At 36.8% G+C, this 12627-nt stretch carries 19 protein-coding genes and 1 pseudogene; 9 read left to right on the plus strand and 11 right to left on the minus strand.

Annotated elements, in window-relative coordinates:
- Positions 1–6: 6 nt before the first annotated feature.
- The 3 genes from ACLKMH_RS11900 (at position 7) to ACLKMH_RS11910 (ending at position 960) form a co-directional block, all read left to right on the plus strand.
- A complete protein-coding gene (locus tag ACLKMH_RS11900; protein ID WP_413702122.1) occupies positions 7–462 on the plus strand; it encodes a LacI family DNA-binding transcriptional regulator in 456 nt (151 codons plus the stop codon).
- Positions 428–625: a hypothetical protein gene (locus ACLKMH_RS11905; RefSeq protein ID WP_413702123.1), complete on the plus strand. Its 198-nt coding sequence runs from the start codon at positions 428–430 to the stop codon at positions 623–625. The genes ACLKMH_RS11900 and ACLKMH_RS11905 overlap by 35 nt, the downstream gene beginning before the upstream one ends.
- Positions 626–741: 116 nt before the next feature.
- Entirely contained in the window at positions 742–960 is a 219-nt protein-coding gene (locus ACLKMH_RS11910; RefSeq protein ID WP_413702124.1) for a hypothetical protein, read from the plus strand.
- A gap of 48 nt (positions 961–1008) precedes the next feature.
- Here ACLKMH_RS11910 and ACLKMH_RS11915 read toward each other — a convergent pair whose 3' ends face one another.
- From ACLKMH_RS11915 to purM, 10 genes and pseudogenes are all read right to left on the minus strand, one after another.
- Complete coding sequence (locus ACLKMH_RS11915; protein ID WP_413702125.1) at positions 1009–1227, minus strand: RpiB/LacA/LacB family sugar-phosphate isomerase; 219 nt, start codon at positions 1225–1227, stop codon at positions 1009–1011.
- Positions 1172–1471, minus strand: a complete 300-nt coding sequence (locus tag ACLKMH_RS11920; RefSeq protein ID WP_413702126.1) for an RpiB/LacA/LacB family sugar-phosphate isomerase — start codon at positions 1469–1471, stop codon at positions 1172–1174. Before ACLKMH_RS11920 ends, ACLKMH_RS11915 begins: the two co-directional genes overlap by 56 nt.
- A 115-nt stretch (positions 1472–1586) precedes the next feature.
- Positions 1587–2468, minus strand: coding sequence for a fructose-specific PTS transporter subunit EIIC (locus ACLKMH_RS11925; protein ID WP_413702127.1), 882 nt, complete (start codon positions 2466–2468; stop codon positions 1587–1589).
- The gene (locus ACLKMH_RS11930) at positions 2468–3307 is read right to left on the minus strand and encodes a PTS fructose-like transporter subunit IIB (RefSeq protein WP_413702128.1); all 840 of its coding nucleotides are present in this window, start codon (positions 3305–3307) and stop codon (positions 2468–2470) included. Before ACLKMH_RS11930 ends, ACLKMH_RS11925 begins: the two co-directional genes overlap by 1 nt.
- A 14-nt stretch (positions 3308–3321) precedes the next feature.
- Complete coding sequence (locus ACLKMH_RS11935; RefSeq protein WP_413702129.1) at positions 3322–3651, minus strand: PfkB family carbohydrate kinase; 330 nt, start codon at positions 3649–3651, stop codon at positions 3322–3324.
- Between the two features lie 59 nt (positions 3652–3710).
- Positions 3711–4277 carry a PfkB family carbohydrate kinase gene (locus ACLKMH_RS11940; protein ID WP_413702130.1) on the minus strand — a complete coding sequence of 189 codons (567 nt, stop codon included), beginning with the start codon at positions 4275–4277 and terminating at the stop codon, positions 3711–3713.
- Positions 4277–5095, minus strand: coding sequence for a fused PTS fructose transporter subunit IIA/HPr protein (gene fruB / locus ACLKMH_RS11945; RefSeq protein ID WP_413702131.1), 819 nt, complete (start codon positions 5093–5095; stop codon positions 4277–4279). The genes ACLKMH_RS11940 and fruB overlap by 1 nt, the downstream gene beginning before the upstream one ends.
- On the minus strand, positions 5085–5390 hold the full coding sequence (locus ACLKMH_RS11950; RefSeq protein ID WP_413702132.1) for a PTS sugar transporter subunit IIA: 306 nt from the start codon (positions 5388–5390) through the stop codon (positions 5085–5087). Before ACLKMH_RS11950 ends, fruB begins: the two co-directional genes overlap by 11 nt.
- Positions 5391–5779: 389 nt before the next feature.
- Positions 5780–6391, minus strand: a complete 612-nt coding sequence (purN, locus tag ACLKMH_RS11955) for a phosphoribosylglycinamide formyltransferase (protein ID WP_413702325.1) — start codon at positions 6389–6391, stop codon at positions 5780–5782.
- Between the two features lie 61 nt (positions 6392–6452).
- Positions 6453–7495: pseudogene (purM, locus tag ACLKMH_RS11960) on the minus strand (phosphoribosylformylglycinamidine cyclo-ligase).
- Positions 7496–7777: 282 nt separating this feature from the next.
- On the opposite strand from purM, the gene ACLKMH_RS11965 reads away from it, so the two are divergent.
- The 3 genes from ACLKMH_RS11965 to ACLKMH_RS11975 all read left to right on the plus strand — a co-directional run bounded on the left by ACLKMH_RS11965 (position 7778) and on the right by ACLKMH_RS11975 (position 9591).
- The gene (locus ACLKMH_RS11965) at positions 7778–8755 is read left to right on the plus strand and encodes a DUF2066 domain-containing protein (RefSeq protein ID WP_413702133.1); all 978 of its coding nucleotides are present in this window, start codon (positions 7778–7780) and stop codon (positions 8753–8755) included.
- A gap of 106 nt (positions 8756–8861) precedes the next feature.
- The gene (locus tag ACLKMH_RS11970; protein ID WP_413702134.1) at positions 8862–9272 is read left to right on the plus strand and encodes a DnaA ATPase domain-containing protein; all 411 of its coding nucleotides are present in this window, start codon (positions 8862–8864) and stop codon (positions 9270–9272) included.
- Positions 9226–9591, plus strand: coding sequence for an HdaA/DnaA family protein (locus ACLKMH_RS11975; RefSeq protein WP_413702135.1), 366 nt, complete (start codon positions 9226–9228; stop codon positions 9589–9591). The genes ACLKMH_RS11970 and ACLKMH_RS11975 overlap by 47 nt, the downstream gene beginning before the upstream one ends.
- 77 nt (positions 9592–9668) lie before the next feature.
- On the opposite strand, the gene ACLKMH_RS11980 is transcribed toward ACLKMH_RS11975, so the two are convergent.
- Complete coding sequence (locus ACLKMH_RS11980) at positions 9669–10736, minus strand: hypothetical protein (RefSeq protein ID WP_413702136.1); 1068 nt, start codon at positions 10734–10736, stop codon at positions 9669–9671.
- Positions 10737–11350: 614 nt separating this feature from the next.
- Here ACLKMH_RS11980 and ACLKMH_RS11985 point away from each other — a divergent pair.
- The 3 genes from ACLKMH_RS11985 to ACLKMH_RS11995 all read left to right on the plus strand — a co-directional run bounded on the left by ACLKMH_RS11985 (position 11351) and on the right by ACLKMH_RS11995 (position 12595).
- Positions 11351–11509, plus strand: coding sequence for a YqaE/Pmp3 family membrane protein (locus ACLKMH_RS11985; protein ID WP_413702137.1), 159 nt, complete (start codon positions 11351–11353; stop codon positions 11507–11509).
- 247 nt (positions 11510–11756) lie between these two features.
- Positions 11757–12110, plus strand: a complete 354-nt coding sequence (locus tag ACLKMH_RS11990; RefSeq protein ID WP_413702138.1) for a MerR family transcriptional regulator — start codon at positions 11757–11759, stop codon at positions 12108–12110.
- Between the two features lie 89 nt (positions 12111–12199).
- Entirely contained in the window at positions 12200–12595 is a 396-nt protein-coding gene (locus tag ACLKMH_RS11995) for a carboxymuconolactone decarboxylase family protein (protein WP_413702139.1), read from the plus strand.
- Positions 12596–12627: the final 32 nt, after the last annotated feature.

Below are 12627 nucleotides of genomic sequence, written 5' to 3' on the forward strand. Positions count from 1 at the left end.
TGACTGATGAAATTAGAAGAAATTGCAAAATTAGCGAAAGTATCTCGCACCACAGCAAGTTATGTTATCAATGGTAAATCTGAACAATATCGTATCAGTGAGAAAACTCGACTGAAAGTCATGGCGGTTGTTGAACAGCATAATTACAAAGCAAATTATGCCGCTAGCTCTTTGAGAGCAGGAAACAGCCGTACATTTGGTTTAGTTATCCCTGATTTAGAAAACTACAGTTACGCAAAGTTAGCTAAATTATTAGAAAGAGACGCACGAAAAGCTGGCTTTCAATTAATCATTTCCTGCTCAGATGACCAAGTAGAAACAGAAATGAGCGTGGTCACTAGTTTAGTGAGTCGTAGTATAGATGTATTGATTGTTGCTAGTGTTTTACCTGCTGACAATGATTTTTATCCTGAAATACAAAAAAGGTGTGCCTGTTGTCGCGATAGACCGTTTCCTCAATGATGAACTTTTTGCTAGTGTGATCAGCGAAGATCTTGACGGTGCCCTAGAACTTGCGCAATCTTTATTAAGTAAAAAAATAAATAGCATTGGTTTGATTGGTGCAATGCCTTTACTTGGTATTTCAAAGGAGCGTGAACAAGGCTTTAAAGTCAGCCTTGGCTAAGCAGGAAATAGCACCCGAGGTAATGTTTGCCTATGGCGAATACTTCAGCGCTGAACAAGGGCGTAAGCTAACCCAGCAATGGATAGAATCAAGATTGTTTCCCCGATGCTATTTTAGTGACTTCATATACTTTATTTGAAGGTGTGTTAGATTGTTTATTAGTTCACCCAGAGTTATTAGAAAAGGTTGCCTTAGCCACTTTTGGTGATAATCGTTTATTAGACTTTTTACCAGTCAAAATTCAATCATTACCTCAACAGTTTGAAGTTATAGCAGAGAAAGCATTACAATTTGCACTTGCTTGCTACCAAGGGCAATTATCGCCCCTGTACTGAAGTAGTGCCAAGACGATTGGTGACACGTTAATTTCTTACCTATAGTGCTTAGATTGCTTTTAAGTGTTGCTCTGAAATTTTTATAATTTTGTCGACACGATCTTTGTATCTAGGTAAATCAGCAAGAAATTCCGTAATCATCCATGTATTGACGATTTCTGTGGCAATACCAGAGCCTATGATTTTAGCCCCAATACACAATACATTGGTATTAGAATGAGAGCGAGCGAGTTGCGCACAAAATGGATCTTGGCATACTGCAAGCATATAATCCTGAAATTTTATTAGCGATAAGCGCGCTACCATATCCAACCCCATCAATAAAAATGCCACGCTCGGCATCTCCCTTTGCAATGGCTAAACTGGCAGGATAAACAAAATCTGACAAGTCACAGGATTCATCGGAGTAACAACCAAAATCTAAAATTTCATGGCCTTGAATTTGTAATAAAACTTTTATTTCTTGTTTTAATTGTAAACCTGCATGATCGCAGGCAAGTGCAATTTTCATAATTAATACCTTTAAGGTGGTTTTCAACTTATATTTGCGGGAGGCTTTGACAGGTTCTAGTATTACTTTTTATTCCCCCTTCCTAGAGTAGGAAGGGGAATAGTAGGGCGTATTATTAAGCCTGTGCTAACAGTTGCTTGTCACTTTTCTTAAGAAATGCGTAACTAAAGCCTGTTACTAAAGTACCAGCTGCAATAGCCGCTAAATACAATAATACTGGGCTAATTGCGCCAGGGATAAGCAATACAAACAGACCACCATGTGGTGCAAGTAATTCAGCACCGAACAACATTGATAAAGCACCCGTTAGAGCACCACCTGCCATACAAGCTGGAATTACACGCATTGGGTCTTTGGCTGCAAAAGGAATCGCACCTTCAGAGATAAAACAAAGGCCTAATACAAAAGATGCTTTGCCTGCTTCTGCTTCACTGTCGATAAATTTAGATTTAGCTAAGAATGTCGCTAGCCCCATGCCTAATGCGGGTACCATACCTGCGACCATAATGGCGACCATTGGCGCATAGGTTTGTGACGCTAATAGACCAACACCAAAGGTATAGGCTGTTTTATTAACTGGGCCGCCTAAATCGAAACACATCATTGCACCTAACAGTGTTCCTAATAAAATAGCGTTTGCAGAGCCCATATTAGCAAGGAACTCAGTTAAGCCAGCCATGATTGCAGAAACAGGACCGCCAACAATATAAATCATGGTTAAACCAGTTACCAAGCTCGCAACGAGTGGAATTATTAAAATAGGTTTAAGGGTCGCCATTGAGTCTGGTAAAGCAACTTTATCAGCAACAAATTTAGCAACATAACCTGCTAAGAAACCAGCGATAATACCGCCTAGGAAACCAGCTCCAGTTGAACTTGCTAACATACCACCAATTAAACCAGGCGCTAATCCGGGTCTATCTGCAATCGAGAATGCAATAAATCCAGATAAAACAGGGATCATCAATGCAAAGGCTGAAGCACCACCAATTGCCATTAGGGTCGCGCCATAGTGCCTTCTTCTTTAAAGGCTTCAATACCAAAGACAAAGGAAAGGGCGATTAACAATCCACCTGCGACAACAACAGGAAGCATATGTGATACACCTGTCATCAGATGTTTGTAAACACCAGATTTTTCTTCAGTCTTATTCTCTGTTTTTGCGCCTTGGTTTTGGTAAACAGTTGCTTTTTCGAAGGCATTAGTAATTTCTTGGTTAGTTTTCTTAAGTGCTAAACCAGTACTTGTTTTATAAAGTTTTTTGCCTGCAAAGCGTGCTAAATCAACTTCAATATCGGTCGCGATAATCACTAAGTCTGCTTCACTAATATCTTCTGCAGTTAATTGGTTCTTAGCACCTACTGAGCCACGCGTTTCTACTTTTACGCTATAACCTAGACGTTTACCTTCTTCTTCTAATGCCGTTGCGACCATAAAGGTATGTGCAACACCCGTTGGGCAAGCCGTTATTGCAACAATTTTTTTACTATCACTTGCTACATTCTTATTTGTGCTTGTTGCTGTTGTTAATGTTATTGCCTGTTGTGTTGCATTTTGTAAATATGCTTTAGCATCATTCAAACATTCAGTAATGCTTGATTGATAAACTTTTTTACCCGTAAAGCGACTATTATCAATCTCTGTATTGCTACAAATGATAATGCAGTCAGCGACTTCAATTTGTGCTTCAGTCAGTGATTGAATTGGGCTAACGCTGGTGTGACATTCTATATTGATGTCCCAGCTTAATTCTTTGGCGACTTTTTCCATTAAACCTGCGACGATAATGCTGTTTGCGATGCCACTAGGGCAAGCTGTCACTATTGCTAATTTCATATTGAAATCCTTTTTTAAATAGTAGTTAGTTGTGTTGTAATTTGAATGTATTGTTGCATTTGTTGTACTTTTTCTAGATCTTGTACGCCGACTCCGATTTGCGTGACGGCAAAGGTCGCCAGAGCAGTGGCAAAACTTAATGCCTGTGCTTTATCCCATTGGTTTAATGTTGCCCAACAAAGACCAGCAACAAGGGTATCGCCAGCTCCTACTGTGCTAACGACCTGCATTTTTTGAGGAATTGATTGCATCCAACCACTTTGGTCGAGCCATAAAACACCTTTATCACCCAATGAAATAACGACATTCTGACAACCCTGTTGCTGTAGCTTTTCAGCGAGCATGAGTAATCTCTTTGGTATTGTTAAGGTGCTGACCAACAATTGCACTGAGCTCTTCATCATTAGGTTTTATTAAATAGGGGCGCTTTTATACCTGCACTTAATGCCGCATTACTGCTATCAAAAAATACTTTTTTACCGGCTTTTTGTAAGTTTTCTATCCAGTTTTTTAGCTGAGTTGTTGTTAGGCCTTTTGGCAAACTACCAGCAATAACAAATACATCATGTGTATTGGCAAGATTAAAAAGTTGTTTCTCAAAGCGTTTAATATCATCTTCAGTAATACTTATACCTGGAAAATTAAGGTCACTAACTTGTCCTGATTTTTCTACAACTTTGACATTGATACGTGTATCGCCATTAACACGAACAAAACAATCATTGATATTTAATGATTTAAATAGCGCCACATAAGCATCTTGGTTATTTTCACCAAGTAAACCTGTTACCGTCACATTTGCACCTAATTCCGCTAAAACTTTAGCGACATTGATGCCTTTACCTGCAGGGTGTAAGCTACCTGTTTGCATAACATTAACCGTACCGGTATTTAATGCATCAAGAGAGCCAGTTAAATCCAACGCTGGATTTAATGTCACTGTTACCACTTTTAAATTAGTATTAGTCATTATTTTTCACCTAAACCTTCTTCAATGGCTTTACCAATCGCCATTAATGCTTCTTCTGCATCATCACCTTGTGCGGTAAACTCTAATCTATCGCCAAATTTGATGCCTTGCGTCATAACTTTCATAAGACTTTTTGCACTTTCTGTTTTTCCGTTACCGTCTAAATTGGTCATTTGAATTTTAGACTTAAACTTTTTAGCGGTATTCACTAACAACGCGCCCGGTCGAGCATGTAAACCATGTGGATTTTTAATGGTGAATACTTGTTGAGCACCCTCAACTTTTTCTTGTGTTAATAGGTTAATAACTTCAGCCTCAGAGGCGTTAAATAACTGTTCAATATTTTTTTTGTATAACAGCTCAATAAGGAAACTAAGGTTTTTGAAATGCAGTTCATTATCACTTGCTAAACACAGTAAACCCTTAACCGACTCTCCTTGGTATTGTAAAGGCTTATCACTGCTGACAAAGGAAAGGGCGGTTTTCTGTACACCTTTATTACTCGCAACTAAACAAAGGCCTTGTCCTAAATAAACAATTTTATTCATTGCGTCAGTGATAAAGCTTTGCTCAACGGCGCCTTTGTTTTTCAGCAAACCAGATGCGCTTGCCGCAAGTTGTGATACATCTTTAACTGGAAAATTTAGCGCGACCAAGTCTTGATCAAAAAGCGTTTCGCTTTGTGTTTTACCTGATAATAAAGCAACGATAGTTTCCGCTTGTGTTGCATTTTTAAGTAACTCCTCAACACTATCGTTAGAAAGTACTTTAGTGAGTTGGCTTAATATCGATAAATGTTCATCAGACTTAGCAAGCAATACCAATAGCCAAATAAATTAGGTTTCCATCTCCCCAATCAACACCTTGAGGATAATGATGAACCACAACACCGGTATTGTTGACCATGCTACGTGTGTCGGTAGTCCCATGCGGAATAGCAATACCATTGTCTAAATAAGTTGAGCTTTGTTGCTCTCTGGCTAGCATTCCATTGACGTAGTCAGGTTCAATATAACCTTTTCCTGTTAAGCTACTTGCAACAGACTGTATCGCTTCAGTTTTACTGCTAGCGACTTGTGAAAGAACGATGTCAGTATGGTTAATTGTTAACATGGACTATTTACCTTATCTTTTGTGTTTAGTTGCTGAATCGATTCAGCTTGTTGATAAAAAAATATTCAGAAGAGTAAGTGTTGTTGGTTTAATTAGAAAACTGTTTTATTAGAAAGCTATAGTTATTTCTAGCGAAGTTTTCTGTTCAAACTAACAACTTTTTAACTGTATTATTTGTTAATACTCTTTGCTGAATCGTTTCAGCAATTATACTAGTGAGTATAATTTCTTATTGCAAGTAATGGGATTTAATTATTGTAGATTTATTATGTGGCTGTGATCTAGCTCATAGATAGTTGGAGCTTTGTAGATTTCTTGTAATTTAATACTCATGCAAAGAGAAAATTCTATAGGCACAAAAAAACCGACAAAAGTCGGCTTTTTAATATTTAGCAATAGGTGATATTAATCTCGTCTGCATAACCATTTTCAGGTAACGGGTTACCATCTAAAATAGCTTTATTGTTGTCCATGGTTAAACGATTTGTTAAAAACCATTGCGCAACTAGTGGGTAGATTAAATGCTCCTGCGTTAAAACACGTTCGCGTAAATCTTCACTTGTATCATCACTAAATAACGGCACTTTAGCTTGCAATATTGTTGGACCACTATCTAGTTCTGGAGTAACAAAATGTACCGTAGCTCCATGTACCGTATCACCCGCATCAATAGCACGTTGGTGGGTATTAATGCCGGTATATTTTGGTAATAAAGACGGATGAATGTTGATCATTTTACCCAGATATTTATTAACAAACTCAGTAGATAGAATACGCATAAACCCAGCAAGTATAATCAGATCTGCTTGATGTTTATCGATTTCAGCACTCAGTAACGCGTCGTACTCTTCACGTTTAATGCCTTTACTTGCAATGACAATCGGTGCGATCTCTGCATCCTTTGCGCGTTGCAAACCATAAACATCAGCTTTGTTGCTGATAACAGCAACAATTTCAGCTTTTTGTTCACCAAGTTGTTGTTTATGTAACTTATCAATAATGGCTTATAGGTTAGTACCGCTACCAGAGATAAGGACAATAATCTTTTTAGTTGACATGGGATTAGTTGATCTCTACTTGAGATTCGCCTTCAGCCGCTGTTTCAATATGACCTAGTACCCAAGCTTTTTCACCCTGTGCGGTCAATATTTCAACTGCTTTTTCTTTTTCAGAAGCAGGTACAACAATCATCAGGCCAACACCACAGTTAAATGTGCGGTACATTTCCTCTGTTTCAACGTTACCATTTTCTTGTAACCAATTAAAAATAGCAGGCCATTCCCAGCTTTTACCATCAACAACTGCTTTACTGCCAGCAGGTAATACACGTGGGATATTCTCCCAGAAACCGCCACCAGTAATATGTGAAATAGCATGAACAGGACAGTTTTTGATTAGTTCTAATGTTGATTTTACGTAAATCTTAGTTGGTGTTAATAATGTCTCACCTAGTGTTGATTCACCAAATGGTGCACTTGTATCTGCTTTAGAAACTTCTAAGATTTTACGTACTAACGAGTAACCATTTGAATGAGGACCACTTGAACCAACCGCGATAAGTGCATCACCTGCGAGCAACTTTAGTACCATCGATAACATCAGCTTTTTCCACAACACCCACACAGAAACCTGCGATGTCATAGTCGTCACCTTCGTACATTCCTGGCATTTCAGCAGTTTCACCACCGATTAATGAACAGTTAGATAGGAAACAACCTTCACCAATACCAGTCACTACATCAGCAAGCAACATCAACATCTAGTTTACCTGTTGCGTAATAATCTAGGAAAAATAGAGGTTCTGCACCTTGAACGATAAGATCATTAACACACATAGCAACCAAATCAATACCAACAGTATCGTGCTTTTTAAGGTCTATTGCTAAACGAAGTTTTGTACCAACACCATCGGTGCCTGCAACTAATAAAGGCTCTTTATAGCCGGTTGGTAGTTGACATAACGCGCCAAATCCACCTAATCCACCCATTACTTCAGGGCGTTTAGTGCGTTTAGCTACGCCTTTAATACGTTCAACTAATGCTGTTCCTGCGTCAATATCTACACCAGCGTCTTTATAGCTTAAAGAGGTTTTTTCGTTGCTCACTTGCAATCCTCGCAAAATTAGTTGTAAAAATGATTATCATTTTTACTTTAGGAATAAAATCTGTGCGCATTTTAACATTTATATTTCAAGGGTCGAACTGTTTCTGACAAGAATTTGCAATTTGAGGTAAATCTTTCATAAATCATCTGCTTAAATAGCGATAATAAAAGCAAAATAACGCATTTCATGAAGAATTAGTGCTTTAATGTTGTTTAGCATCTTGCATTCATCGATGATCTGCTTATGATCTAATTTCATATTTACTGCAGGTGAAAACAAATAATGATTTCTACTTTTTTAAAACCAATTTTGTTGATAGTAATTTTTTCATTTTCAAGTTTACTGCTCGCTAATCAATTTGATAACCCTTATCAGGGAAATGTAATAGCTACTTCAGCTTCTGAAAGCGAATTAAAAGAGCAAGCTTTACTTCAAGTGTTAATAAAAGTATCGGGTAATAGTGGCATTGGCTCACTCTCAGAAACCAAGTCATTATTAAATAAAGCGCAACAATTTGTATCGCAATATGGTTATCAAACTGAGCAAGGTGAAAAGTATTTTTCTGCTGTATTTGATCAGAATAAAATTAATCAATCCCTTAGAGATATGCAACAACCTGTATGGGGAGATACTCGTCCAACGACGTTAATATGGTTGATCAACAACAATCAATTAGTGTCAGAACAAGATATTAATTCAGCTGGGGATACTTCCTTAAGCTTACCTTTAAAACAAGCACAACAAGCTCGTGGTATTCAAGTGCAATTTCCGTTGATGGATTTGGATGACAATATCGCACTATCTGTTTCTGATGTCAGAGGGCGGTTTTACGATCAAGTGGCAAATGCAACAATGCGTTATGCGCGTGGGCATTTTGTGGTTGCGGAATTTAAAGCCATGGCTGGCGATAAATGGAAGTTAAGTTGGCGACTAGTACAAACTGATACGGTTTCTAAACAACATGCAATTTTGAAAAATGAGCAGTTTATTGATACTAAAGCGCAGGTGATTACACAAATGGTGGATACACTTGCTGATTTTTATGCTGGGCAATATGCGATTCTTGAAAATCAAAATGAAAAATTTATGCAAACTGTACATATTAATGGTATTGATTCTTTACAGAAATTAGCAAAATTAAATAATGTCTTTGAAAATTTATTGGCTATATCTTCATTTTCAATTGTCTCTGCTAAGGCAGATCAAGTGAGTGTTGACGTAAAATTAAAGGGAGCGTTGCAAGCTTTAAAAACACCTTAATGGCACAGCCTAACTTACAATTTACTAATCGCTCATCGAGCGTGACAGAAGAAAATGAAGTGCTCGATACACAAGTACTTTATTTTAATTGGCGTTAAGGAAAACTATGCCACAGGATGAATTACGTTTTCAATATCCGTTACTTGCACTAAAATTTCCCGATGATGAAACCTTTGCTAGCTTTTATCCTGGACAAAATGCAACCTTAATTACACAACTTAAAAATAGTGTTGTCGGAGCTGGCGAACCTGTTTTATATATGTGGGGAGAAGCAGGTAGTGGTCGATCACATCTGTTACACGCTCTGTGCTCTGAAGTTGATGAGCGTGGTGACAGTGTTGCTTACATTCCTTTGCATCATCATCAAGGTATGAGCTTAGATATTTTCGAGAACATGGAAAATATGACATTACTTTGCATTGATAATATTGATGCTATTGCTGGAAATGACCAATGGGAAAAGGCCTTGTTTGATTTTTATAATCGCTGGGTTGATAGCAAAGAACCAACGCGCTAAAGGAGCAAGTCTGATCCTTTGTGCTAATAACTTACCTAAAGAAATTAATATTAATCTAAAAGATCTTGTTTCTCGCTTAGAGTGGGGCGCTTGTTATCATCTCGCACCCTTAAATGATGAAGAAAAGTTAGGCGCATTACAATTACGTGCAGAATTAAAAGGTATGAAATTATCTGTTGAAGTGGGGCGTTTCTTATTAAATCGTCTATCTCGTGAAATGGATCTTTTACTTAACACCTTAGATAGGCTCGATAATGCTTCACTTGAAGCGCAACGCAAGCTGACTATCCCATTCGTAAAAGAAGTCTTAGATCTATAGAAAGGTTACTTTCTTTCTGGATAAAAAAAACACCTCATAAATGAGGTGTTTTTTTACTATTGAGTCGCTATTAGACTTTATTTGATAAAAGATTCTTGCTGACTTTTTGAGTCAGGTTCAATCCCCATAAAATACAAATATCCTCTTTCTTCTTCAGATTGCTGTTTTTCTTTTGAAACAACTGCCTTCGGTTTTACTGCAGGTTTTTTCATAGGTATTTGAACGTCTTTAGCTTTTTCTTTGGCTTTTTCTTTTGCAACTGGTTTAGCTTTCTCTTTGGGTTGCGGTAAAAGTACACTTGTTTGTCCTGGGAAAGTGTAAGTATATTGGCCATTGCTTTCGACGATTTCAATACTCGATTGATCCAGTAAATTATAAGAAGCTAAGATACCATGTCTGCCTAAAGTCACTTCATGAACAAGCTTTTTACCTGAGCCAACTTTATTGCCATCAATATACCAATCAGCATTAACATTACTTAATAGTGTTAGCATCGCTGATTTTAATCCAAATTTTTCGTTTAACATGGATTCAATTTTTCTATTATATGAAGGCTTGAATGACATACGAGCTGAATAACTAAGTTCACCATTCATATTCATGCTGGCATCTACTACTTTATAAGACAGTAATACACTTCGTTCATTTAGGAAGGGGTCAGTTTTTTTGGCATTTGTAATAATGATATTTTCATTATCATTTAAACAATCATTAATTGATTGAAATCGAGTACAGACGGCGGTGCTATTAATGGAGATATTTTTAATACTACTTGGACTAGAAAGTTCTAAGGCAAGACGATCAACAACTTCTTGTTTAAGCTCTGCTAACTGTTTGTTTTTTTGGAAACGAAATTCATTTAACTTATTATAGTTATCTGAAATAGCTTCACTTTCTTTTTCTAAAGCAATACCATCAGCTTGATATTTTTTCTCTGATTCATCAATAACTAATACTAGCTCTTCAATTTTTTTAAAGTATTCATTGACGCCTTCACGGGAAAGGATCTTTGTTGGTAAAGCTTCTATATCCTGTTGATATATTGTTTTGTTATTTTCAATCTCCGCCGCTAAAGTTTTGTATTCATATTCTTTTTTGTTATAGCGAGACAATTTATCATTTGCAGAAATTAATAGACTATCCACATCATATTTTTGTTCAATTTCACGTAAAGCAGAGCATTCTCAGAAGCAGTAACAAGCTCTAGGGCAAAAGAGTTACTCGCAAATAAGCACATCAGACCAATCGAAAATTTACTGTATTTCACTTTTTCACCATTATAAATTAGTCACAAAACTACTATTTGTGTCGTTGATAGGGAGTCGTTTCAAAGCTTAATCATACGTAAAATAATGTCTCTTTTCAAACGGATTGTTGCAGGCAAAGACGCATTTTTATTAGTATATCCAATACTTTGACAATAATTATCAGCGTATTACTGGGATATTTCAAAGAACTTTGATTATTGCATGAAGATGCTTATGCTTATTAATGAAATTACCTTTTGATGTTTAATTGTTTAGATTGTCTTTTTGATAGCAATTATTTAGTATGTAAACAGGGTAATGATATAGTTTTTATCTGTTTAAGTTTGCAATAAATACCTTTAATAAGTAGGTCACTATAAAATGGCTTATTAAAATTCAAATATATACCCGTTACTATTTAAGATGCTTACCTCACAACTTGCCCTGCGGGTCGTTAGCTCGAAAGGCATCTTGATTGGTAAAGGGTATATCAATTAAAAGAGAGTAAATAAATGAATAAAGTCGTATTAATTATTTTGGCAATTTTATTACCACCTGTCGCAGTATTTTGGAAAAGTGGTTTCGGTAAAGATCTTATTATTAATGTCGTACTTTGCTTAATATTATTTTTCCCGGGTATGATTCATGCTATTTGGGTATCAACTAAATAGTCATTTTGAGTCGCTTCTTAACTCATCCTACTTCATTAGCCAGTATTAGGGGCTGTTGATTTTTCGGATTTGTCCCTGTTAAGCCTGAAGGGCTGGGACTATTTATGCACTCAACATCGCTGTCAGTTATTAAAGTAGAACGACTACATTGCATAACTTCCGCCATGCTGAGTATAAAAATAGCCTCCAGCAAGCACAAATAGCAAAGATCAACTAGCCCCTAGTTACTGGCTTTTTTGAAGGTAAAATGAATATTCAACATTTCTCTAAACTGACTAATCTCTCCGCCCATACCATACGCTATTATGAAAAAATCGGCTTAATCAAAAACATAGAAAGAACGCTAAGCGGACATCGCTTCTTTACTCAGAAAGACATTGATTGGATCGCGTTCATTAAACGATTAAAAGACACTGGCATGACACTGAAGCAGATATTATTATACTCAGAATTAAGAGATATTGGCGTTTCAAGTTCAGAGGAGCGGATGAATATTTTGCAGGAACATGCTTTGATGTTAGAAGCTAAAATCGAAGAGCAACAATTAAACCTGAAAATGTTAAAAGCGAAAATACAATATTATCGTGACCTTAATGAATAATTAAAAGGGCATTTAACGGTTGACTTAGAGTGCACTCTAAAGAGTAAGTTTATGAATGTGAATTAACACAATCATAAAACGGAGCACATATGAATAATCAACGATACCAATCAGGGCTTAACAAATTAAAAGAAATTGATGGTGAAGCGGGTGAAAAAGTCATTGCTAGTTTAGCGAGTATTGCACCAGACTTAGCAAAATATACGATAGAGTTTCCCTTTGGTGATATATATCAAAGACCTGGATTAGATTTAAAAAGCCGAGAGTTAGCAACCGTTGCCGCATTAACAGCCTTAGGACATTGCCAGCCACAATTAAATGTGCATATTAATGGCGCTTTAAATGTCGGTTGTTTACCTGAGGAAATTGTCGAAGTCATTATTCAAATGGCGGTATACGCAGGTTTTCCTGCCGCTTTAAATGGTATGTTTGTCGCTAAAGAGGTGTTTCTCGAAAGAGGAATTATTGAGCAGGAAAACAATTAGCCTTTTCACTATCACAAATAATTATAAATAAT

The sequence above is a fragment of the Psychromonas sp. KJ10-10 genome, from assembly GCF_047323245.1.
Taxonomy (GTDB): Bacteria; Pseudomonadota; Gammaproteobacteria; order Enterobacterales; family Psychromonadaceae; genus Psychromonas.